Origin of the sequence: Corynebacterium lubricantis DSM 45231, from assembly GCF_000379425.1 — a bacterium.
GTDB classification, from domain to species: Bacteria; Actinomycetota; Actinomycetes; order Mycobacteriales; family Mycobacteriaceae; genus Corynebacterium; species Corynebacterium lubricantis.
Map to the genome: position 1 here is coordinate 21,751 of NZ_KB902189.1, position 21,538 is coordinate 43,288.

The following is a 21,538-nucleotide window of genomic DNA, read 5'->3' on the forward strand; positions in this document are numbered from 1 at the left end:
CGGCCCAAGGAGCCCCCGATGTCCCACGGCTGGATCGTAGTCAACCATTTCTATTCGTCGCCCAAGTTCGACGAGCTGCACACGTGGCTCGAGCGCTCCGCCGAGCGAGCTGGTCTTGATGCCCGGTTGATCACCAACGCCGAGGTACAGCCCACACTCGCCCACAGCACGCCGGACTGGGTGCTGTTCTGGGACAAAGACGTCCACATGGCCCGGCGCATCGAGGCCACCGGTGTGCGCTGTTTCAACTCCGCCGCCGCGATCGAGGCCTGCGACGACAAATACTTCACCTACGTCAGCCTCCTCGACAGCACAGTTGCCCAGCCCGAAACCTGGTTGGTTCCCTTGCGTTTCACCCCGGTCCAGTGGCACGACGAGCCCATTGTCGACGAGGCCATCGCAGCGCTCGGTCTCCCATTGGTGGCCAAGGAATCCTTCGGTTCCTTCGGCGCCCAGGTCCACCTGATGCATTCGCGCGAAGACCTTGTTGCCTGGCTGGATCAGTTGGGCAACCGCGCCGGTTTGCTGCAGAAGTTCGTCGAGGCCGCGGCCGGCCGCGATCTGCGCCTCCAAGTCGTCGGTAGCGAGGTGGTCTCGACGATCGAGCGCACCGCGGCCGACGGCGAATTCCGCGCGAATCTTACCCACGGCGGGACCGCGCGCACCATCACACCCACCGAGGCCCAGCGCGAGGCGGCGCTCAAAGCGTCTGCGCACCTTGGCTTGGATTTCGCGGGTGTGGATTTGCTCATCGACGCCGACGGCACGCCCGTTGTCTGCGAGGTCAATTCCAACGCCCACTTCGTGAACATGTCGCGCACCACGGGTGTCGATATCGGCGATGCCATCATGGCCTATATCCGCGAGCAGACCACCAGTGCTTAATCTCTGGCTCGTCTACGACGCAGAGCGTCGCGCCCGCAACGGTTGGATGATCGAGCACTACATCGAGTGCGGCGCGAAGCAGGGCATCAAGATTTCGCTTATCGACGAGCACCTGCCCCTCCCAGCTGAGCGCGCCGATGCGGCAATTATCCGCTGCGTTGCCCCGCAACTGCGAGCAGAATGCGAGCGCCTCGGCATCCCCGTGCACAACCCCACTGAGGTGGCTGCGGTGACCAACGACAAGTGGTCGTCGTACCAGTACTTTTCCACCCGCGGAATCCCGATGTTGGAAACTTACCGCGCCACAGTTGCGCCACCTCTCGCGTTTCCCTTCGTGGCTAAGCCCGTCGACGGCCACGGGGGCGCAGGGGTCGAACTGATCCAGAATGAGCAGCAGTGGGCCAACTATTCGTCGCAAAACGATGTCTTTCTTGCCCAAGAGCTAGCCGATACTCCCGGCGTGGATCTGCGGATTTACCTGCTCGGCGGGGAGATCGTGGCGGCGATGTTGCGCGAATCCGCGAGTGATTTTCGCTCAAATTTCTCGCTTGGAGGCAGCGCTCGGTTCTACGAGCTTGGCGCTGAGGAACGTGGGCTCGTGGAGAAGATCCTGGTCGCGCTGCCCAGTCTGCGAGGCAGTTTCGTGGGTATTGACCTCATGCCACATGGCGGTGGGTGGGTGCTCAACGAGATCGAGGATGTGGTGGGTACGCGCATGCTGTACACGCATACTGACATTGATATCGTGCCCGAGCACCTGCGTTTCATCGTGGACGCGATTGAGTGAACGGACAAGACCAAGCCACTCGATTAACCTGGCAGTCATGCGGATTCTTTATTTCACTCTCGCAGCGGTGTTTACCTTTGCGGCATTAATTCTGACCTGGACGGGACAATCGAGCTGGTTGAGCTGGATCGCCCTGGCAGTGGCAGCGGTGTTCTTGGTGCTGGGCCTGATGAAGAAGGCCTCGGAGATGGAACCCGAGAAGCTGGAACTGACAGAAGACCAGAAAAATACGCTGCGCCAGCTCAAGCGCGAAGGCAACGAATCGGGCGCGATCCGGCAGGTTCATATGTGGTTCCGCTACGCCTCAGCCGAAGATGCGCAGCGCCTGGTGCGTGAACTCGACCGTTAGGGTGGTTGGTCCTGCGCACTATTTAAGCGTCTTGTAATCTATCTAGCATGACTGAACGTACACTCATCCTTATTAAGCCAGACGGCGTTGCAAACGGCCACGTTGGCGAGATCATCTCCCGCATCGAGCGCAAGGGCCTCAAGCTCGTCGAGCTGGACCTGCGCACCGCTGACCGCGCAACCGCTGAGAAGCACTACGAGGAGCACTCGGACAAGCCTTTCTTCGGCGAGCTGGTTGACTTCATCACCTCTGCACCGTTGGTTGCAGGCATCGTTGAGGGAGAGCGCGCAATCGAGGCATGGCGTCAGCTGGCTGGCGGCACCGACCCAGTCTCTAAGGCAACCCCTGGCACCATCCGCGGCGACTTCGCTCTGACCGTTGGCGAGAACGTTGTTCACGGCTCTGACTCTCCTGAGTCCGCAGAGCGCGAAATCGGCATCTGGTTCCCAAACAAGTAAAACTTCGCGCTTAGCGCGTCACGCAATAAAAATCCCGTTCCCAGCGAGTGCTGGGAACAGGATTTTTATTTGTAAAGGATGCTTTGACGAAGGCGAGCGCTTAAGCGTTACGCCAGTCGCCCTGGTAGTCGTTCTTCTTCATCCAGTCCTTGACGTATGGGCACTCGGCCACAATTGTCAGGCCCTTTCCGGAGGTGTCCTTGGCCGCTTCGCCGACCAGGAGGCCAGCGAGACCACGGCCGCCGTATTCTTCCTTCACGATGGTGTGGGTGAAGTAGCGGTCGGTGCCGTAGACCTCGTATTCAAGGTAACCCGCAGGTGTTGCACCATCATCATAGGAAATGGTGTAGCGACGCAGGTCCTGGTCGTGCTTGATGTCAACCTTATTGTTCTGCTTGTCTTCCATGGTGCCATGCTAGTCGAAACGGACATTTTGTTGACAAACCACCCACCGATTCAGGGTTGACCAGGGGGCTAGACAAGGGCAGAACTAGAAGCGAATGCCCAGGGCATTAGCCACGCGGCGGTAATAAGGGACGTACTCGTTGATGGCACCGTTCGTGGTAATCAGGACGGTATCGAGCAGGTCGAGCAGCTCGTCCTGGGAGGAGCCGGTGTTCGCTAGTACCGTCGCAGGATCGCGGGGATCCTCAGGTGCGGGGGCGACCTGCTCACCAGGAGTTGTCGCCGCTGGGGTGCCGGTCTTGGCCAGGGTGACCTCGTCGACGAGCTGATCGGAATAGGTGTTGTGGGTAGTCAGCGTGATCTCGTCTGGGCTGACCTGGATGTTGGTGTAATCCGGGGTGTAATCCTGGTACCAGTACGCGGTGGTAGGCAGTTCAAGACCGGTACCCAGGGTGTCCTCTCGCGTTGCGTTCGGGTGGGAGTTACCCAGTTGATCATAGAAGTCGTAGTACTTCGAGCCCGTCGCAGTGGTGACGGTGACATACATGGTTTCACCGTCAGTCGGAACGATGCGATCGCCGATCTGTGGGGTTGCCTCAGGCACCTGTGGGGTCAGGCCGTCCATCAGATGCGAGCGAGTGTAGATGTGGTCGTGGCCGGAGAGCACCAGATCGATACCCGACTCGGAAAATGTTGGGGCGAGTCCTTCGCGTACGGCTTCGACATCGGAGTCGTGGGTGTGGCTGCCCTGGGAGAATGGGGCGTGGTGCATGCCGGCGATGATCCAATCCTTGTCGCCGCCGTGGGCTGCCACTGTGGAGCGGATGAATTCCTGGTGGCGCGTAATGTCGGCAGGCGTGTTGTCCATGGAGTTGATGCCAATGAACAGCACGTTGTTGTGCTCGAAGAAGTAGTCGGCGCTGTTGCCCTGCTCGTTCGGCAGGTTGTAGTGCTCGTCGAAGTAAGGCTTGCCCAGCTGGTAGTCCTCGTGGTTGCCGTAGAGCACTGCGGTGGGGTACTCGCGCACCTGGGAAGGGGAGAAGAATTGCGCGTACTGCGCTACCTTGTCGCCCCAGCCCTCAACCTGGTCGCCGAGGTGCAGCAGGAAGGAGGCGTCCGGGTAGTTGGTGGTGGATACGCGCGTGGTGTCGCGCCAGGTCTGACCGTTTTCCTTGACCTTCAGGTCGACGCCGATCTGCGCATCGGAATACGCCAGGAAGTTCCACTCTCCATCGGCATCGTTGGTGGTGAATTCGTAGGCTGGTGACCAGCCCGCTGCATCGGAGCCAACCGTGTAGGAGTAGGCGGTGTCAGGCACAAGTCCGGAGACTTCAGCGTGCTTGGAGTTAAAGAGCTGGGCGCCACCGTCGACGTCGTAGGCGGCGAATTCCAGGACCTGCTCGGGAGCAGCGCTCGGGTGTACGCGGACGAATTCTTGGCCCGCGTAATCGGAGCGCCACGACAGCTGCACGCCGGACTCATCGGGTCCGACACCGAGCATGGTGCGATAGGTTGGGGTATCTTGAGCAGACGCAGATGGGGCGCCGAGAGTGGTCGATGCAGCGAGGGCAAGCGCGGTAAGGATGGCTACGGGAGAAGTGCGGCGCACGGAAAACCTCTTCAGTTCATGCAAACAGGGACAATCAGGGCAAAATTCAAACAATGACCCGGCTATTAAACCGAAGTGATATGTCGCAAATATGACAATTGAATAAACGTTGGAATAATTGAGTTTTCTTGGAGAAAACTAAGAATTTCCTTTGAGTTAACTTTGAATGAACTGTGTGAATGGAGCGCTAATGTTGGCGTAATGTTCGCTGCTTTGCTTGCCAAATAGCGGCAATTTTTGAAAGTTTGTTCACCGTGAGTAATTCAACATCCCACGGTCTACCCCGTCGTCGATTCCTGCAAACTACAGCCATCGCCACCGCCGCAGTAGCGGCCGGGGGAGCAGCCTCAGCGCAGGCGCAGTCCTCGTCGTCGTCAAGCTCAGCGCTGCCTGGGACCCGGACGCTGCCGGGCTTCGCCACTCCACCGACCGCCGTGTTCATGCATGGTGTCGCCTCGGGTGACCCGATTCCAGATTCCGTGGTGCTGTGGACGCGCGTCACCGTCAGTGAAGAGGCGACTCCTGGCTCGGGTGTCGGCAAGGATGTTCAGGTCAAATGGGAAGTCTCTACGACGCAGGACTTTTCGACGATTGTTGGCTCGGGTGACGTGGTCGCTTCGGCTGCCTCCGACCACACCGTGCATGTCGATCCTCACGGACTCGAGCCGGATACCGTGTACTACTACCGTTTCCACGCGCTTGAGCAGACCTCCGCGATTGGTCGCACGAAGACGGCCCCGGACTATGCAGCCGAGAACTCTCAGGTGAACTTTGGTGTTGCTTCGTGTGCGAACTGGGAGTCGGGTTACTTTTCTGCCTACCGAGGTTTGGCGGCTCAGGCCCAGGCAGGTGAAATTGATGCGGTTGTCTTCCTCGGCGATTACATCTACGAATATGAAAACGGTGGCTACGCAGGCAAGTCCGGTGTGGCGCGCCCACACTGGCCGGCACACGAGATCCTCACTCTGCAGGATTACCGCACACGTCACGGTCGCTACAAGCAGGACACCTACCTGCAGGAAGTGCACCTTGCGGCACCGTGGATCGTGATTTGGGACGACCACGAAACTGCCGATAACTCGTGGCGCGACGGCGCAGGAAACCACACCGAGGGTGCCGAGGGAAGCTGGGTGGATCGCAAGAATGCGGCGATGCAGGCGTACTTTGAGTGGCTACCGGTGCGAGCATCGAACCCATCGCAGGGTGGTCACCTCTACCGCTCCCTGCGCTTTGGTTCCTTGGTGGAGCTGACAATGTTGGATCTGCGGACCTACCGCGACGCAGAGACCACCCAGGCCTATTTCAATTCGCCGGACCGGACGATGCTGGGCAGCGAGCAGTTCGAGTGGTTGCGTGGACAAATCCGCACCTCGCAGGCTACCTGGAATGTGCTGGGTAACTCGGTGATGATGGCACCTCTGAAGCTGGGTACCATCCCGGAGACCAGCTCCCAGGCATCGTCGGCGAACGAGGCGATCGGTTGGATTAGCGAGCGCTCGACCGGTATCGCGCTGAACTCGGATCAGTGGGACGGCTACGCCAACGACCGGCGCATTCTTTTGCAAGAGCTCAAGGATAAAGGCAGCAATGTTCTGTTCCTCACGGGCGATATTCACTCCGAGTGGGCCAATGAGATTTACCTTGGCGACGAGCGCATCGGCGCAGAACTGGTCGGCACGAGTATCTCGGCACCCAACGTTGACGAGATCATTACCTCCAACACTGGGCAGTACGTGCCGGAGAACAACGAGGTCACCCTCTTGGTTGAAGATGTTGTTCGTGGTCAGAACCCTTGGGTGAAGCACCTCGACTTCGATGCGCATGGTTTTGCCGTGGCGCGTATCCGCCCCGATCAGGTGAGCATGGAGTACTACCGCGTCTCTGACGTTGAGGTAGATAACGCACCGGTGCACCTGGCCGTGACCAAGCAGTGGTCCCCGCAGGCGGGATTTGTTCAGTAATTTCGTTGGGCCGAGTGAAGGTTGAACGCTGCTTTATAGTCAAGCTGTGCCACAATGGAATGCAGCGCGTACCGGCTAGACCCTTCAGGGGCCAGTCAAAGGGCGCGTCGAGAAAGCTTTTGGTAATACAACACCAGTTCCGTTGTGAGCGTGGTCCCTGTGTGGCGGCGGCGATGGGTTAAGAAACCCGCAGATTACATCGCCAGCGCCCGGTGGCTGTGTCCAACGGGCGTAACAATAGGAGACCGTCGTGGCTGACAACAGTGACAATAACGACAATAAAAATAACTCAAACGAATCGGAAAATACTGAAAATACTCAGCGCACTGCAAAGAAAGCGACAAAGCAGACTCGCAAGCGCGCAACAAAGAAGTCGACCAAGAAGTCAACGAAGAAATCGGCACAGAAATCGTCGGAGCAAGCTCCTGTAGAAAGCCAATTGCAGTCGTTTGATCGCTCAACCATCGGCGAGAAGATTCGCGTATTCGCGCTGGCGAAGGCGTTGGGCCTGCCGTCGAAAGACGTGGTCATCGCACTCAACGGGATGGGATTGGTCAAGGTTGCTCAATCCACGCTGACCCGCGCTGAAGCTTTACAACTAATTGATACCCTCCAAGGTGCAGCAGCCGACCCGACGGTGGACTCGATGGTGCCGGAGGAAGTCGCAGCCGAGGTTGACGAAAAGATTCGCGAGCGGGTCCGCAAGGATGTAGCGAACGAAATTCACCAGATCGAGGTCAAGGTTGATTCGGATCTGGCCAGCGATGCTGAAGCACATGACAACGAAGCCGATGACACCGAGGTAGTTGCAGACGTCGCGGATACTTCCGACGAGGAACCGTTGTCGGATATCACCCCGGAGATTACACCGGCACCTGCCGAGGAGTCCTCAGTGGAAGCCTATGCTCCCGTGTTCAAGGCACCCGAGCGTGCGGAGCGCCGTCGCGCTCGTCGGACGGCGGACAGTGCCCAGCCGGGGCAGGGGAATCGTCGTCAAGCAAACTCAGCGGACAACAAGGTCGACGCCGACGAGTCTGCGCAGGACAGCGTCGCTGACCACGGTACAGACGTAGCTGACCACGACTTCGTGGTCGACGAGGAGCAGCCAGAGCTGACCAATGAGCCGGTGGCAATCAAGGGGTCGTCGCGCTTGGAGGCGCAGCGCCGCCGCACCAGCGAGCGTCGTGCCGAAGGCCGGAAGCGCTCTCGGATCGTCTCGCAGGCCGAATTCCTGGCGCGCCGGGAGTCCGTGGAGCGCTCGATGATCGTGCGCGAACGTGAACGCCACGATCACCATGGCCGGATCACGCAGGTCGGTGTGCTTGAGGACGGCCTTTTGGTTGAGCACTTTGTCACCTCGGATGAGAACACCTCGATGATTGGCAACATCTACTTGGGTCGTGTGCAAAACGTGCTGCCGTCGATGGAGGCCGCATTTATTGACATCGGCCAGGGTCGCAACGGTGTGCTCTATGCCGGCGAGGTGGACTGGAAGGCCGCAGGCCTCGGCGGGCGCTCGCGCAAGATCGAGCACGCACTCAAGTCCGGCGATCAGGTGGTTGTGCAGGTGACCAAGGATCCCGTGGGGCATAAGGGTGCGCGTCTGACCACGCAGATCTCCCTTGCTGGCCGCTACCTGGTCTATGTTCCGCGCGGACGCAGCGCGGGTATTTCCCGGAAGCTTCCCGCCCCGGAGCGCAAGCGCTTGAAGGACATTTTGAACAATGTCGTTCCGGGCAAGGGCGGCGCGATCATCCGCACCGCCGCCGAAGGCGTGTCAGAAGAGGCGATTGCAGCTGACGTGAATCGTCTGCATACGCAGTGGGAGGCGATCCAAGAGCAAGCGGCGAAGGAGAAATCCTCGAAGGGAGCGAAGCCTGTCACTCTTTACGAAGAGCCAAACATGCTGGTGAAGGTCATTCGTGACCTGTTCAATGAGGACTTCAAGGAATTGATCGTCGACGGCAACCGTTCGTGGAACGTCGTGCACAACTATGTCGACAACGTCGCACCGGATCTCTCCGATCGTTTGGTGAAGTTTGATCGCGGCGCGCACGGTGGCGCGGATGCCTTCGAGGAACATCGTGTCGACGAGCAACTGCAGAAAGCACTCGGCCGGAAGGTCTGGCTGCCATCGGGCGGTACTTTGGTCATCGACCGCACCGAGGCAATGACCGTGATCGATGTGAACACCGGAAAGTTCACGGGCTCGGGCGGGTCTTTGGAAGAGACGGTCACGTCCAACAACTTGGAGGCCGCAGAGGAGATCGTGCGTCAGATGCGACTGCGCGATCTGGGCGGCATGATCATCGTCGACTTCATCGACATGATCCTGCCGGAAAACCAGGAGCTCGTCCTGCGTCGTTTGAAGGAGGCGCTGGGGCGCGATCGCACGCGCCATCAGGTCTCGGAGGTTACCTCGCTTGGCCTGGTGCAGATGACGCGAAAGCGCCTGGGCACGGGGCTTTTGGAGACCTTCTCCACGGAGTGCGAGTGCTGTGGTGGCCGTGGCATCATCGTCCAGGACGATCCCGTTGAGCACGACTCGGCGCACGATGCTGGTCATGGCCAGGCGCGCCGCGACCGGACGCAGAAGAAGCACCACAAGTCGGAACACGATCCTTCCGCACACCCTGCCGCAGTTGCGATGCATTCGCGTGAGGATGTCGCACCAGAGACCCTCTCCCACGAGGAGCAGCAGTCTCGTGAACTAACGAGCCCTGCCAAGGATTATGAGGCCCTGGCGGATTCCGTGCTTGGAACTTCAGAGCAGGCCGAACAGTCTGAACAAGTTGAAAAGTCCGGTCAGGATGAAGCGCAACCGGATGCTCAGGGTGGTACGCAGGACAGCGAAGAGTCGTCGCGACGTGGCTCGAGGCGCCGCGGACGCAGGGGACGTGGGCGTGGTCGCGGTCGTTCGACAGACCAGTCCACCCAGGCCACCCAGGCCGACGCAAAGTCTGTGGCACAGGCTGAGACTCAAGAAGCGCCCCGCGATGTCCCGGCTGACGTCGAACTCGACGACGGGTCCGCTGGCGTTGTCGGTGAAGGGGAGAAGTCCTTCGAGCAAGCAGTAGCAGAGTTCGAAAGCTCGCCTCGTCGCAAACGCAAGACCCGTGGGAATTCCCGTTCGGATCACCGACCACGTAAGGAAGAGTTCGTAGTCGAGGCGGCACCTGAGACAACTGAAGCTGAGCCAGCGAAGGCGGCTCCGAAGCGCTCGGGTGAGCCTGTAGTAGAAAAGGTCTTGGACACTCGGACATCTGGCTCGAGTCGTGGTCGTCGTCGCGCGGTCCGTAGGACCACTGTCGTGGAGACCAACCAGGCCCCGAAATCGGAGCAGGCACAGCAGCCGGCACAGCCTGCGAAGGCGCAGAAAACGGTCGAAAAAACGGATTCTGCGCGGAAGTCTGCGCAGGGAAGTGAGCAATCACGGGGCCGTGGGCGTCGTCGTGCTACGAGAAGAAGTTCTCAAAGTTAAGGCGTTTTGGAGTTTGGGCCGGTTACGGTGTAATCTTTGACAGTCGCTGTTTTAGGGCACGCCCGCCTTGATTCCCCTTCCAGGGAATTCGGCATGAGGTAAGCGCCCTGAAGCACATTAACAATCATTGTCCATCGAGATAATCACAAAAGTGTGATTATCCAGCGAGTTTAGATAAGGGGTGACCCTCTATGTACGCGATCGTCAAGACTGGCGGAAAGCAGTACAAGGTTGCCGAAGGCGACCTCGTCAAGGTCGAGAAGATCGAGGGTGAGCCAGGCGACGCCGTGGCTCTCACCCCGGTTCTACTTGTCGATGGTGCCAACGTCACCACAAAGGCAGATGACCTGGCTAAGGCTGCTGTCTCTGCAGAGATCGTCGAGCACGGTAAGGGCCCGAAGATCGATATCCTGAAGTACAAGAACAAGACTGGTTACAAGCGTCGTCTCGGACACCGTCAGCCACTGACTGTTCTGAAGATCACCGGCGTTAAGTAAGCCGAGAAATTTTCCTTAAAGGAGGAAGAACATGGCAAGTAAGAAGGGCGCATCGTCCACCTCTAACGGTCGTGACTCCGAGGCAAAGCGTCTTGGCGTTAAGCGTTTCGGTGGTCAGCAGGTGAAGGCAGGCGAGATCATCATCCGTCAGCGTGGTACCAAGTTCCACCCAGGTGAGAACGTGGGCCGCGGCGGCGACGACACTCTCTTTGCTCTTGCAGCTGGCTCCGTTCAGTTCGGTATCAAGCGCAACCGTCGCATTGTCAACATCGTTCCTGCTCAAGAGCAGGTCGCTGAAGCAACTGCGTAAGCTTTCATAAAACTAATACCGCTACTCCCCGGAGCCCGGGTGAGTGGCGGTATTAGTTTTTTTAAGCAATCGGAGCAATTAACTGAACACTTAGTGGTCGTGATCGCGGTAATCAATGGCAGCTTCGGGAATTTCCAAGTGCTTCCACGGGTACTGCGAACGCAACCCCTTGTCACGGTTTATAAAGCTAGAGAAGATGCTTTGGACCTCGTCGAGTGACGCGATCCGGGTCTGCCAGTGCTTCGCCACCGATCCCTGACGCAGCTCGACTAACCAGTCAGCCGATTCAGCGGAATAGGTTGCTTGGAGGTACTGCTCGGTGGCCTCGTTATCCGAGACGATGAGCATATTCGCGACGAAGTCATCGTCCGCAGCCTCAACCTGATCGGATTCGACCTCACGCAGCAATTCCTTCACAGAACCAGGGGAGACCACGGGAAGATCTAGACTTGCGGTTTCGGTAGAAAATTCCGTGATTTCGTCGCCGACGAGGATGACTTCCTTATCGGTGGCGGTAGCCAACCCGAGATGTTGCTGAGTGGCCAGGCTAAGCAGCCACACGGCCGCATCCTGGAGGGAATCCTCGGTCACTGACACCACGAGGCAACGATCTCCGCGCACAATCGTCGTGGAGTCCGCCAGAGTGATGCCTTCCTGTGGGAGGTGCTGAGCCTGGGCATTGATGGTGTCGCGCAGACTCAGGAGCTCCTCGGTTGTAGTGGTTTCGGCTTTGTCTAAGCGGAGGCGGAGCTGCTGCCACGCGCGACTACCCAGTAAGAGCTTCTCGTCGGGTGCGAATAGCACGAAGTCGTACGCCATCGGGTTCCTACTTTCATATTTGTTCGGAAAAAATCAGATTAAACCCCGAAATTCAGGATGCTCTGATTGTACTTCCTGTCATCCGGTCATATGCCCGGTTCCATTTCACTTAGTTTTAACCGGGCACAACTACTGCTACCATCAGGCACTATTACACATGCTAGAAAGGCACGATCATGGCACAATTTGTTGACCGCGCAGTCCTCCACCTTCAATCTGGGGACGGCGGGCACGGATGTGTCTCCGTGCACCGCGAAAAGTTCAAGCCACTCGGTGGGCCAGACGGCGGTAATGGCGGACACGGCGGCGACGTCGTGTTTGAGGTATCCACGCAGGTACACACCCTGCTGGACTTCCAGTACCGTCCACACATCAAGGCGGGTCGCGGCGCTAACGGCGAGGGCGATCACCGCAATGGTGCCCGCGGGGAGGACCTGATCCTGCCGGTACCCGTAGGTACCGTAGTGAAAAATGCGAAGGACGAGATCCTCGCCGACCTCGTTGTTCCGGGCACCCGTTTTATCGCAGCTCAGGGTGGATTCGGCGGACTCGGCAACGCAGCGTTGGCCAGCACGAAGCGCAAGGCACCTGGTTTTGCGCTCAAGGGTGAGCCCGGCGAGATGCTGGATCTCACACTCGAGCTCAAATCCATGGCCGATGTTGGCCTCGTTGGCTTTCCTTCGGCAGGTAAATCGTCGTTAATTTCTGTTCTCTCTGCCGCGAAGCCGAAGATCGCCGACTACCCGTTCACCACCCTGAAGCCGAACCTTGGCGTGGTCAATGTCGGCGACGACACGTTTACCATTGCCGATGTGCCAGGGCTGATCCCGGGCGCAAGCCAGGGCAAGGGGCTCGGCCTCGACTTCTTGCGCCACATTGAGCGCACCGCTGTTCTGGTGCATGTGGTCGATACGGCGAATCTGGATCCGGGCCGCGACCCGGAGTCTGATATTGAGGCACTCGAAGCGGAGCTCAATACTTATGCTGAGGCCCTCGACCACGACTCTGGTCTGGGTGATCTGCGCGATCGCCCGCGCCTGATCGTGCTGAATAAGGCCGATGTTCCGGACGCGCGCGAGCTCGCGGAGTTCGTCAAGGCGGACCTCGAGGAACGCTTCGGCTGGCCGGTGTTCATCATTTCTGCTGTCGCACGCCAGGGTCTCGACGAGCTGACGTGGGCGCTTTGGGAGATTGTGAAGAAGGCACGCAAGAAGCGTCCGAAGCCAGATAAGACTGCTGCAGCCACTGTGATCCGACCACAAGCGGTGGATCAGCGCAGTGGCATCGTTGTCGAGCCGGATCCGGAGTTCCCAGGTGCCTTCGTCGTTGTCGGCGAGAAGGTTGAGCGCTGGATTCGCCAGACAGACTTCGAAAACGACGAGGCCGTGGGCTACCTCTCGGATCGCCTGAACAAGGCCGGCGTGGAAGACAAGTTGCGCAAGCTTGGAGCGAAGGAAGGCGCGACCGTGTCCATCGGCGAGATTTCCTTCGATTGGGAGCCATCCCTGGCGGGCGATCCGACGCTGGCAGGACGTGGCCACGATGCGCGTATGCATCACACGAAGCGTGCCTCGCCTGAAGAGCGTAAGCGTGCCTCGCAGGCTCGCCGTGGTCTGATCGACGAGTTTGATTACGGCGATGAGCGTGAGGCTGAGCGCGAGCGCTGGCAGGGCTAGCTCGTCCACTAGGATTGGGGTCCATGACTAGCTTTACCTCGAGCCCAGTTTCCAACCAGACCACAAACCTCTCCTCGCCGCTGCGCGATCAGATTGCCTCGGCGAAGCGCGTTGTGGTCAAGTTCGGAACCACGAGTCTGGTCAACGAGGACCTGTCCGTCAGCCGCGCGAAGATTGATCATCTTGTTGATGCGCTTGAGGCGCGCATGGCCGCAGGCTCCGACATCGTGGTGGTCTCCTCTGGTGCCGTTGCCGCCGGTCTCGCACCACTTGGCTTGAAGGTGCGCCCCCAGGATCTGGCGACCAAGCAGGCCTCGGCGGCGGTGGGCCAGATGCACCTCGCCCAGGTGTGGGCGGAGTCCTTTGCCCGCTACGGCCGTACGGTCGGCCAGGTCCTGCTCACTGCAGCAGATGCGGGAAAACGTGAGCGCGCCCGCAACGCGCAGCGCACCATCGATCGGCTGCGCCAGTTGGGCACCGTGCCCATCGTGAATGAAAACGACACCGTGGCCACATCGGAAATGCGCTTCGGCGATAACGATCGGCTCTCGGCGATTGTGGCGACGCTGACGGCGGCCGACGCGCTCGTGCTCCTCTCCGATGTGGACGGTCTCTACGACAAGAACCCGAGCGAGCCCGACGCACGCTTCATCGATGAGGTCCGCACCGGTCGCGACCTGTCGTCCGTCGTGGCGGGCGATGGCGGCAAGCTGGGCACCGGTGGCATGGCCTCAAAGGTGTCGGCGGCGCGCCTCGCCGCACGCGGTGGCGTTCCCGTTCTGCTCGCTGCCTCCGACCAGATTGATGTGGCGTTGAAGGACGCATCGGTGGGCACCGTGTTCCATACCCGCACCGAGGTCCAGCTCAACGCCTGGAAGTTCTGGGCGCTCTACGCTGCCGACGCTGAGGGCATTTTGCGTCTCGACGAAGGCGCAGTCCAAGCCGTCACCCGGGGCGGCACCTCGCTGCTGGCCGTGGGCATTACTGCCGTGGAAGGCGATTTCCACGCCGGCGACATCGTGGAAATCCTTGGCCCCAACGGTGTTCAGGTGGGCCGCGGCGAGGTCAATTACGATTCCGCGGTGCTGGGAGGCATTCTGGGCAAGCACACAAACGAGCTGCCCGAAGATCAGCGCCGCCCCGTGGTGCACGCAGATTACCTGTCCAACTTCGCGTCTAGGCTGTAGGTATGAAGTTCACGTTTCTTGGTTCCCCCTGGAACGAGGTCGTCGCGGAAGTCGAAGCCGCCGGCCACGAGTACGTCCCTGATTTAGACCACGCCGATTTCCTGATTCACCGCGGCGAAGGAATCGAGGAACTCCCCGCCAACATCAAGTGGGTGCAGTACGTGTACTCCGGCATCGACCGCATCCTAGATACGATCCAGCACACCTCGCAGGCCACGGGTGTGCGCTGGGCAAATGCCTCCGGTGTCTACGGCGCCCCCGTGGCGGAGGCCGCGCTCGCACTCACGCTTTCCGTCATGCACCAGCACAAACCCGCCATCGCCGCCTCTACTTTCCAGGCCCGCGGTGAGCTCGATCGGCACACCCAAGTGCTTGCCGACGATAACCGCACCGTCACCATCCTCGGCGCGGGAGGCATTGGCAGGCGCCTGATCAAAATGCTGCAGGGATTCAACGTCACCACCCTCGCAGTGAACCGCTCCGGTCGCGACGTTCCAGGCGCTACCGAAGTGGTCACGTTTGACGATGTCGAAAGTGTCTGGGAGCGCTCGGACGTGGTGATTAACCTCCTGCCCCTGACAGAGGACACCCTGGGGCTAATCAACAAGGATGTTTTCGCGGCTCTCCCGGATCACGCCATCGTGGTGAACGTGGGCCGCGGTCCCGTGCTCAACACTGATGATCTGGTCTACGCTCTTGAACACGGCATGATCGCGGGTGCTGGACTGGATGTGACCGACCCGGAACCCTTGCCCGAGAACCATCGCCTGTGGCAATTGCACAACTGCATGATCACGCCGCACACAGCGACAACGGGGTCGACGGGGAGGAAATTTATCGCTCCGTACATCGTCGAAAATGCCCGCGCGTTCGAGGCAGGCGAGGAGATGCCCACGGAAATCGACCCGTGGCGGGGCTACTAGTTCGCTAGGGTGGGGGCATGAAATTTACTATGCTCCCGAACGTGTGGTCCGATTCCGTGGCCGATATTGAAGCTCAAGGCCACCTCCATGTCGGCCTCGACGAGTCGCCGGACATGCTGGTATTTAATGGCGGCCCCGACGATTTACCGGATCCCCTTCCCGAGAGCGTGCAAGCGGTCCAGGCGGCGTTCGCGGGCATCGAGGCACTTGATCAATCCGGCATCCTCGCCTCGTCCGGTGTGCGCTGGGCTAACGCTGCGGGTGTCTACGATGACACCGTCGCTGAGTCCGCGGTTGGCCTATTGCTCGCCGTGCTGCATCGGCACAAAGAAGTCACCAGCTGGGAGGTGCGCCCCGAGGTCGAGGCAAAGACCGAGTTCCTCTTCGAGGACAAGACCGTCGCCATCATCGGTGCCGGCGGTATTGGGCGTCGCCTCATCGCGCTGCTGAACGCCTTCGGCACGAAGACCATCGCCGTGACCAGGACCGGCCGCGAGGTGCCAGGCGCCGACGAATCCGTGGCATTCTCTGAGGTCAACAGCGTGTGGCCTACCGCCGACTACTTCGTTATCCTCGCCCCACTGACCACCGAGACCCGCGGCATGATCAATGCAGAGGTCTTGGCAAAGATGAAGCGCAACGCCGTCATCATCAACGTCGCTCGCGGCCCGCTCGTGGTCACCGAGGACCTCATCGCCGCCCTGCGCGACGGCACAATCGCGGGTGCGGGCCTCGATGTCACCGACCCTGAGCCGCTTCACGACGATTCGCCGCTGTGGACCATGCCAAATGTGGTGATCACCCCGCACACCGCCAACACCGCCCGCTTCTTGCATCAGCGCGTCGGCGAACTGACCGTACGCAGCTGGGAAGCCTTAGCGGCGGGGGAGCGGATGCCTACCGAGGTGGATGTCACCCGGGGTTACTAATGAAGTTCACATTCATCGGCGAGCCCTGGGCAGACGTCGTGGCCAAGGTGGAAGACGCCGGGTACACCTATGTTGCGGAGCTCACCGACGCGGACTTTTTGATTCACCGGGGTGAGGAATTCGACGTACTTCCTCCCAACATCCAGTGGGTGCAATTCCACGCCGCGGGGATCAACCGGGTGGCACACCTGATCCGCAAAACGGACGTGCCGTGGACGAACGCGGCAGGAGCCTTCGCGGAACCGGTCGCGGAGGCGGCCCTAGCACACATCCTGTCGGTCATGCACCAACACAAATTGGCCATCACTGCGGGCTCCTTCGACGCCTACGACGAGATTGATCAGCGCCTCCAGCTGCTGACCAACGCTGGCCGCACCGTGGTCATCTTGGGCGCGGGCGGCATCGGCGCACAGCTCATCCGGCTGCTCAAGGTCTTTGGTGTGCACATCATCGCGGTGAACCGCAGCGGGCGTGCAGTCGAGGGCGCCGACGAAGTCCACACCCTGCACGATATGGAGCAGGTCTGGCCGCGTGCCGACATCCTGGTCAACATCTTGCCGCTGACAGATGAAACCGCAGGGCTGATCGATGACACCGTGTTTCAGGCCCTGCCCACCACTGCGATCGTGATCAATGTGGGGCGCGGGGCGGTCGTCGATACGCGAGCTCTTGTCCGTGCCCTTGAAAACGGTGAGATTGCCGGTGCCGGGCTCGATGTGACCGACCCCGAGCCCTTACCCGAGGATCACCGGCTGTGGCAGTTGGATAATTGTTTGATCACTCCGCACACGGCCACCACCGATGAGATGGGGCGAAACTTCATCGCGCCGACGATCATTGCCAATGCCGCGGCGTTCGAGGAGGGGCGTCCCATGCCGACCCTGATCGACATTGAGCGCGGTTACTAGTCTGGCTAGACTAATCACCTATGGGAACCCAAACTGCCGAACAGCGCGCCGCTGAGCGCGACGACGTACTAGCCAAAGCCGCTGCCGCGAAAAAGGTCGCGCCGGTGTTGGCAACGCTGCCGACAGTAAAGAAGGACGAGTTGCTGCTCGCGGCCGCCGAGGTCCTCATCGAGCGCACCGAGGACATCCTGGCGGCAAATAACCAGGACATCGAGGCGGGCCGAGCAAACGGCATGGCCGAGTCATTGGTGGATCGCCTGGCTCTTGATGCGGGGCGCATTGAGGGGATCGCGGGCGGCCTGCGCCAGGTGGCGGGCCTGCAGGATCCCGTCGGCGAGGTGCTGCGCGGCTCCGTGATGGCTAATGGCATCCAGATGAAGCAGGTCCGCGTGCCACTCGGCGTGATGGGCATGGTTTACGAGGCGCGTCCGAATGTGACCGTGGATGCCTTCGGCCTGGCCATTAAGTCGGGCAACGTGGCGCTGTTGCGTGGTTCGTCCACCGCGCGTTTTTCCAACGAGAAGCTCGTAGAGATCCTGCAGCAGGTCGCAGCCGACCACGGCCTGCCGCGTGAAATCGTGCAGCTTTTGCCGTGCGAGTCCCACGACTCCGTCCAGGACCTGATCACCGCCCGCGGTCTTGTCGACGTGGTCATTCCCCGCGGCTCCGCCCGCCTGATCAACGCGGTAGTCACTGGCGCGACCGTGCCCGCGATTGAGACCGGCACCGGCAATTGCCACTTCTACATCGACCGCGACGCCGAGCTCGACTCCGCCATCGACATGGTCATCAACGGCAAGACGCGGCGCTGCTCGGTTTGTAATGCGACAGAGACGGTGCTTCTCGACGAGGCGCTGGCCGACGCAGACAAAATCAGCGTCATCGAAGCACTCCAGGCAGCCGGCGTGACCGTGCACGGCGAGAAGGCTTCGCTCGAAGGCCTGGGTGCCACCGAGATCGTCCAGGCAGAGGAAGCCGACTGGGCCGATGAGTACCTCTCCTTCGACATTGCTTGTGCTGTTGTCGATGGTGTCGAAGGCGCCATCAACCACATTGCGCAGTGGTCGACCGGCCACACCGAGGCCATCGCATCGCTGAACGCATACACCCTGCAGAAATTCGCCAACGAGGTCGACTCCGCGGCGGTGATGCTCAACGCGTCGACGGCGTTTACCGACGGCGAGCAATTCGGCATGGGTGCCGAGATTGGCATCTCCACCCAGAAGCTCCACGCGCGCGGCCCGATGGCATTGCCAGAGCTGACCAGCACCAAGTGGATCCTGGAAGGCACCGGGCAAACTCGCCCATAAGATTCGGCTTGAGGGTTTCGCTGCGGGTGCCCGCGGGTTGGGATAGCGTAAAGGAAACTTATTTTTAATTGATTCCGCAACCGTTGCCCGAAAGGGAAGCTCTATGTTCAGCCGAACAATTAGGGTTGTCACCAGCGTGATCGCTGCTCTGACAACATTTTTTACTTCTTTCCACTTATTTTCCGGGGTCGCGCACGCCGGCGTTGCACAACCCGACGAGCACACCTGCGCCGACGTCGCCGTCGTTGCAGCCCGCGGATCGGGGCAAAACACCCACATCACCCCCACCCAGTACTCCGCCACAGATTCGCGCATGTCCAACGGGTGGGAAGCGGAACACATCCGCGAGTTCCTGCACATGAGCGAGGCCCGCTACCAGGAAACCCACAATGGTGCGTCCCTGATGCACGGCGTCGACGTGATCGGGATCGACGACACGTACTATCAGGCTGGTCCGCAGGAGTCGGAGACGCCGAATTTGGAATCCGAAGAGTCGATCATGGAAGAGCTCGCCAGGATCGTGGGTCCCGGCCCCTCTGTCATCGACGACCTTCCCTCGTTGGCCAAGTCGCTGATCAGCTCGGCAGTCCAGGGCCACGACGGTGTCATGAAGCATATCGACGACTACGAGTCTGCAACCGGCTGTACGCCCAGTTACGTGCTTGTCGGCTATTCCCAGGGTGCTGCGATCCTGCAGGGACACGAGCGCGAACTAGCGCAGCGGGGACAGCTCGCGGGGGTGCTCTACTTTGGTAACCCGATGACGAGTTTTCTCGATCCTGCAGTCATCGGAGTGGAAAACGGCGCGGGTGGCTTCCTGGGCAATACTCCGTGGAACTCGCTGACAACTGCTGCAACTGACCAGCGGATCAACTTCTGCTTGCCCATTGATATTGTGTGCGACACCTCGATACAGATCCTGGTTGCCTCGGCGTCGACCCCGGGTGTGCACGAGAATTATTTCACTGAAGAATCCCAGTGGGACGACCATATCGCTGATTCATTTGGGCAGTGGGTGGACGCGGTTCGCTAGGTTATCGCTACACTTTCCGGTTATGAGTACTCCGAGTGAAACGCGGGCGCCGCGCCGGATCGGCATCATGGGTGGCACCTTCGATCCCATCCACCACGGCCACCTTGTCGCGGCAAGCGAAGTGGCGGATCGTTTCGCCTTGGATGAGGTCATCTTCGTGCCCACCGGTGAACCGTGGCAAAAGGCAGACAGCAAGGTCTCCGCGTCTGAGGACCGGTACCTCATGACTGTCATCGCCACGGCGGCGAACCCCCGGTTCAAAGTATCCCGGGTCGATATCGACCGACCGGGACCGACGTACACCATTGATACCCTTGCCGATTTGAGCAAACAGTATCCCGACGACGATTTATACTTCATCACCGGTGCGGATGCGCTGTCCTCGATTCTGTCGTGGCGAGACTGGGAGGACATGTTTGACCTGGCAGAGTTTGTTGGTGTGACGCGCCCCGGCTACGTCTTGACCGAGGAAATGTTGCCGAAGAAACACCAGGACAAAGTTCATTTGATTGATGTTCCTGCGATGGCGATTTCCTCCACTGATTGCCGCGAGCGCGCCCATGAGGGTCGCCCAGTGTGGTATCTGGTACCTGACGGAGTGGTGCAATTCATCGCCAAGAATGGTCTTTATACGGATTAGTCACGGATTAGTCACGGATTAAGCACCACTCAAATTAGGCGCGAATTGCAAAAACGCGGCAATCAAGTGGAAAAAGTAGCCTGGAACGTGGGAGACTTGGAAGAATCGAACCTGGATGCATGTTTTGACGTGTATCACGCAGGGAATTTGTAATTTTTAGTAAAGGAATTTAAGCATTTGAGTGCATCGCAACAGTCCATCGAGCTGGCTTCCATCGCCGCTAAGGCAGCAGATGACAAGCTTGGCACCAACATCGCGGTGATCGATGTTTCTGATGTCATGGCGATCAGCGACATCTTCGTGGTCATTTCCGGTGCCAACGACCGCCAGGTCCGTGCCATCGTCGAGGAAGTCGAAGATGCCTTGACCTTAAAGGGCGCAGAGCCGAAGCGTCGGGAAGGCAACCGCGAGAACCGGTGGGTTCTTTTGGACTACGGTTCTTTTGTGGTCCACGTGCAGCGCGAATCCGAGCGAGAGTTTTATGGCCTGGATCGCCTCTATGCCGATTGCCCTCGCATCGAGGTCGAAGGTGTGGAGACAGCTCCTACCCCCGGTGATTGGGCGAACGACGTCAATGTCCGAGAAATCGATAGCATTGATGAACTTCCGCTGGCAGGCGAAGGACCCAGCGACGATGACGAGGACTACTAAGCACTAAAGAGTTTTCCTGTTCAGGTGGTCAGACTTTCGAGGAGGTTCAACATGGGACGGCAGTTGGTAATGCTTCGGCATGGACAGACTGACTACAACGCGAATCATCGGATGCAGGGCCAGCTAGATACCCAGCTGTCGTCCGTGGGTATCGAGCAGGCACGTTCTGCCGCCAAGTATGTGGGCAACCTGAACATCGTCAAGATCGTCTCCTCCGATCTGACTCGGGCAAAAGACACCGCGGATATCATCGCGAACACGCTCGGCCTCGACGTCACCATTGATGCGCGTTTGCGCGAAACCGATCTGGGACACTGGCAGGGCCGCACCCACGAAGAGGTCGATAGCGAATACGTCGGTGCCCGCGCCGCGTGGCGCCACAATCCAGGGTGGGCTCCTCCCGGGGGCGAATCCCGCCTGGAAGTCGCCCGGCGCGCCCGCCCGGCTATCGACGAACTCATGGCCTCGTTTCCCGACTGGGAGGGGCAAGCAGTCCTGATCGTCGCCCACGGCGGGACGATCTCGGCGTTGACGTCCAATCTGCTGGGTCTGGCACCAACGCAGTATCCGCTGCTTTCCGGGTTGAAGAACACGAACACGTCCCAGCTGACTGCGCGTCCCCGCTTTACCGAGGGCACAATGAATGGTGATTTCACCGCTGAGAATCACGTTGATGCGCAGTGGTACTTGGATGCTTGGAACCAAGGGTGGAGCTCTTAA

At 59.8% G+C, this 21,538-nt stretch carries 21 protein-coding genes; 18 read left to right on the plus strand and 3 right to left on the minus strand.

The window, feature by feature from the left end; all coding sequences use genetic code 11:
- The first annotated feature begins 18 nt into the window (after positions 1-18).
- Genes A37O_RS0104965 through ndk form a run of 4 tightly spaced genes read left to right on the plus strand, consistent with a single transcriptional unit; the run spans position 19 to position 2,479 of the window.
- Positions 19-885 (plus strand): ATP-grasp domain-containing protein, encoded by an 867-nt coding sequence (locus A37O_RS0104965; protein ID WP_018296390.1) that lies wholly within the window; start codon positions 19-21, stop codon positions 883-885.
- The gene (locus A37O_RS0104970; RefSeq protein WP_018296391.1) at positions 878-1,672 is read left to right on the plus strand and encodes an ATP-grasp domain-containing protein; all 795 of its coding nucleotides are present in this window, start codon (positions 878-880) and stop codon (positions 1,670-1,672) included. Before A37O_RS0104965 ends, A37O_RS0104970 begins: the two co-directional genes overlap by 8 nt.
- Positions 1,673-1,709: 37 nt before the next feature.
- The gene (locus A37O_RS0104975; RefSeq protein WP_018296392.1) at positions 1,710-2,021 is read left to right on the plus strand and encodes a hypothetical protein; all 312 of its coding nucleotides are present in this window, start codon (positions 1,710-1,712) and stop codon (positions 2,019-2,021) included.
- A gap of 47 nt (positions 2,022-2,068) precedes the next feature.
- Complete coding sequence (gene ndk, locus A37O_RS0104980) at positions 2,069-2,479, plus strand: nucleoside-diphosphate kinase (RefSeq protein ID WP_018296393.1); 411 nt, start codon at positions 2,069-2,071, stop codon at positions 2,477-2,479.
- Between the two features lie 100 nt (positions 2,480-2,579).
- On the opposite strand, the gene A37O_RS0104985 is transcribed toward ndk, so the two are convergent.
- Both A37O_RS0104985 and A37O_RS14705 read right to left on the minus strand, forming a co-directional pair.
- Positions 2,580-2,885: a GNAT family N-acetyltransferase gene (locus A37O_RS0104985; RefSeq protein WP_018296394.1), complete on the minus strand. Its 306-nt coding sequence runs from the start codon at positions 2,883-2,885 to the stop codon at positions 2,580-2,582.
- A gap of 84 nt (positions 2,886-2,969) precedes the next feature.
- Complete coding sequence (locus A37O_RS14705) at positions 2,970-4,493, minus strand: purple acid phosphatase family protein (protein ID WP_018296395.1); 1,524 nt, start codon at positions 4,491-4,493, stop codon at positions 2,970-2,972.
- A 254-nt stretch (positions 4,494-4,747) separates the two neighbouring features.
- Between A37O_RS14705 and A37O_RS0104995 the strand changes: the two genes are divergently transcribed.
- The 4 genes from A37O_RS0104995 to rpmA all read left to right on the plus strand — a co-directional run bounded on the left by A37O_RS0104995 (position 4,748) and on the right by rpmA (position 10,742).
- Positions 4,748-6,454, plus strand: coding sequence for an alkaline phosphatase D family protein (locus A37O_RS0104995; RefSeq protein ID WP_026196158.1), 1,707 nt, complete (start codon positions 4,748-4,750; stop codon positions 6,452-6,454).
- Between the two features lie 250 nt (positions 6,455-6,704).
- Positions 6,705-9,935, plus strand: a complete 3,231-nt coding sequence (locus tag A37O_RS0105000) for a translation initiation factor IF-2 N-terminal domain-containing protein (RefSeq protein WP_018296397.1) — start codon at positions 6,705-6,707, stop codon at positions 9,933-9,935.
- Positions 9,936-10,126: 191 nt separating this feature from the next.
- Positions 10,127-10,432 (plus strand): 50S ribosomal protein L21, encoded by a 306-nt coding sequence (rplU, locus tag A37O_RS0105005; protein ID WP_018296398.1) that lies wholly within the window; start codon positions 10,127-10,129, stop codon positions 10,430-10,432.
- Positions 10,433-10,463: 31 nt separating this feature from the next.
- Positions 10,464-10,742 carry a 50S ribosomal protein L27 gene (gene rpmA / locus A37O_RS0105010; protein WP_018296399.1) on the plus strand — a complete coding sequence of 93 codons (279 nt, stop codon included), beginning with the start codon at positions 10,464-10,466 and terminating at the stop codon, positions 10,740-10,742.
- 90 nt (positions 10,743-10,832) lie between these two features.
- Here rpmA and A37O_RS0105015 read toward each other — a convergent pair whose 3' ends face one another.
- A complete protein-coding gene (locus A37O_RS0105015) occupies positions 10,833-11,561 on the minus strand; it encodes a hypothetical protein (protein WP_018296400.1) in 729 nt (242 codons plus the stop codon).
- Positions 11,562-11,737: 176 nt separating this feature from the next.
- On the opposite strand from A37O_RS0105015, the gene obgE reads away from it, so the two are divergent.
- The 10 genes from obgE (at position 11,738) to A37O_RS0105065 (ending at position 21,538) form a co-directional block, all read left to right on the plus strand.
- Entirely contained in the window at positions 11,738-13,237 is a 1,500-nt protein-coding gene (obgE, locus tag A37O_RS0105020; RefSeq protein WP_018296401.1) for a GTPase ObgE, read from the plus strand.
- A 23-nt stretch (positions 13,238-13,260) separates the two neighbouring features.
- Positions 13,261-14,424 carry a glutamate 5-kinase gene (gene proB / locus A37O_RS0105025; protein ID WP_018296402.1) on the plus strand — a complete coding sequence of 388 codons (1,164 nt, stop codon included), beginning with the start codon at positions 13,261-13,263 and terminating at the stop codon, positions 14,422-14,424.
- Between the two features lie 2 nt (positions 14,425-14,426).
- Positions 14,427-15,347, plus strand: coding sequence for a D-isomer specific 2-hydroxyacid dehydrogenase family protein (locus A37O_RS0105030; RefSeq protein WP_018296403.1), 921 nt, complete (start codon positions 14,427-14,429; stop codon positions 15,345-15,347).
- A gap of 17 nt (positions 15,348-15,364) precedes the next feature.
- Positions 15,365-16,276, plus strand: a complete 912-nt coding sequence (locus A37O_RS0105035) for a D-isomer specific 2-hydroxyacid dehydrogenase family protein (RefSeq protein ID WP_026196159.1) — start codon at positions 15,365-15,367, stop codon at positions 16,274-16,276.
- Positions 16,276-17,184: a D-isomer specific 2-hydroxyacid dehydrogenase family protein gene (locus A37O_RS0105040; protein ID WP_018296405.1), complete on the plus strand. Its 909-nt coding sequence runs from the start codon at positions 16,276-16,278 to the stop codon at positions 17,182-17,184. Before A37O_RS0105035 ends, A37O_RS0105040 begins: the two co-directional genes overlap by 1 nt.
- Positions 17,185-17,204: 20 nt before the next feature.
- Positions 17,205-18,494, plus strand: a complete 1,290-nt coding sequence (locus tag A37O_RS0105045) for a glutamate-5-semialdehyde dehydrogenase (RefSeq protein ID WP_018296406.1) — start codon at positions 17,205-17,207, stop codon at positions 18,492-18,494.
- Between the two features lie 103 nt (positions 18,495-18,597).
- Positions 18,598-19,527 (plus strand): cutinase family protein, encoded by a 930-nt coding sequence (locus tag A37O_RS0105050; protein ID WP_018296407.1) that lies wholly within the window; start codon positions 18,598-18,600, stop codon positions 19,525-19,527.
- Positions 19,528-19,549: 22 nt separating this feature from the next.
- Complete coding sequence (nadD, locus tag A37O_RS0105055) at positions 19,550-20,167, plus strand: nicotinate-nucleotide adenylyltransferase (RefSeq protein WP_033377805.1); 618 nt, start codon at positions 19,550-19,552, stop codon at positions 20,165-20,167.
- Positions 20,168-20,344: 177 nt separating this feature from the next.
- Entirely contained in the window at positions 20,345-20,818 is a 474-nt protein-coding gene (rsfS, locus tag A37O_RS0105060) for a ribosome silencing factor (protein WP_018296409.1), read from the plus strand.
- Positions 20,819-20,869: 51 nt separating this feature from the next.
- Positions 20,870-21,538, plus strand: a complete 669-nt coding sequence (locus A37O_RS0105065) for a histidine phosphatase family protein (RefSeq protein ID WP_026196161.1) — start codon at positions 20,870-20,872, stop codon at positions 21,536-21,538.